The organism is Candidatus Egerieousia sp., assembly GCF_056211015.1.
The window spans coordinates 1-1,501 of record NZ_JBAELF010000084.1 but is presented as its reverse complement, the minus strand read 5'-3'; the positions used below and the strand labels follow the sequence as shown (position 1 = coordinate 1,501).

2 protein-coding genes are annotated in these 1,501 nt (G+C 43.2%); one reads left to right on the top strand and one right to left on the bottom strand.

Annotated features, from left to right (window positions below):
* Positions 1 to 435 (bottom strand): phosphoenolpyruvate carboxykinase (ATP) (locus tag AC06L3_RS06365; protein ID WP_475669785.1); only part of this gene is annotated, 435 nt, incomplete at its 3' end.
* A gap of 121 nt (positions 436 to 556) precedes the next feature.
* On the opposite strand from AC06L3_RS06365, the gene AC06L3_RS06360 reads away from it, so the two are divergent.
* On the top strand, positions 557 to 1,501 hold a 945-nt coding region (locus AC06L3_RS06360), incomplete at its 3' end, for a RecQ family ATP-dependent DNA helicase (RefSeq protein ID WP_475669784.1).

The window sequence follows — 1,501 nt, the reverse complement described above, 5'->3', positions numbered from 1 at the left end:
GAACATGTTCCTTACGAAATGTGCCTGCCATGCAACCTCCATTATGAATCTTACCTTGATTCTTGTGTTCTCGTTTGCACCGCAGTATGCATCAACAACATACAGAGGTTTGCCAGAAAGCTGTTTCTGGGCAATCTTCTTGAGTTCAGCCCAGCTTTCCTGTGAGCAAGGTTTGTTATCGTTCTTATATTCGTCTGAAGTCCACCAGATGGTATCCTTTGAAACTTCGTCCATTACCCAGAACTTGTCTTTAGGCGAACGTCCTGTATAAACACCAGTCATTACGTTTACTGCTCCGAGTTCCGTCATTACACCTTTGTCATACCCTTCAAGGCCAGGAGCCATTTCTGCTTTGTACAAGTCATCGTATGATGGGTTGTACATAATTTTTGCGGCATTGTTGATGCCGTACTTTGTCAGATCAATGTTACACATACTTTTATTAAATGATTAAAATTAATATTCCAGTTTGTGCAAATATACTCAATATTTCCGAGATTTCATTTTTTATTCTTTCCAATCTTTCGTAAATTAGTATCGTAATTTCTGATGGTAAATGGAAGCACTTGAGGCGTTGAATAAATATTGGGGTTACACAAGCTTCAGGCCCGGACAGAAGGAAATCATAGATTCCGTAATGTCCGGACACGATACTTTGGCTCTGATGCCTACAGGTGGCGGAAAATCAATATGTTACCAGATACCTGCTCTTTGCCGCAGCGGAATTGCAATAGTGATATCACCGCTCATAGCCCTCATGAAGGACCAGGTTGAAGGCCTTGTGAAACGCGGTATTCCTGCCCTGTGCATCCACTCAGGTCTTAGCTATGACAAGATAGATTCAATTCTGGACAATGCCGTTTACGGCAACTACAAGCTTCTGTATGTATCTCCTGAAAGACTGGAAACGGACATTTTCAAGGCGCGTGTTGCAAAGATGGATGTTTCAATGCTTATTGTTGACGAGTGTCACTGCATTAGCCAGTGGGGATATGATTTCAGACCTGCTTACCTTGAAATTGTAAAAATCAAGGAAATACTTCCTGAAGGAATTCCTACCATAGCCGTTACTGCAACTGCAACGCCCATCGTGGTGGAAGATATAAAGGAAAAGTTGTGTCTGAAGAACTGCAAGCTTTTCAAAACCGGTTTCGAGCGGGATAACCTCAGTTATATAGTAAGGGAGACTGAAGACAAGACTGGTAATATTCTAAGGGTGTGCAATGGAGTGCAGGGCACGGGAATAGTGTATGCAAGGGAGAGAAAGACCTGCGTGGAGATTTCAAACATACTGAATGACAACGGAGTTCAATCGCTCTATTACCACGCCGGTCTTGAGAAGAACGAAAGGAACCGCCGTCAGGATGACTGGATGAAGGGCAAGGTGAGGGTCATGGTTGCAACCAATGCCTTTGGAATGGGAATAGACAAGGAGGACGTGAGGTTTGTTATTCATTATGACATGCCTGAATCAATGGAGGCATATTTCCAGGAAGTCGGA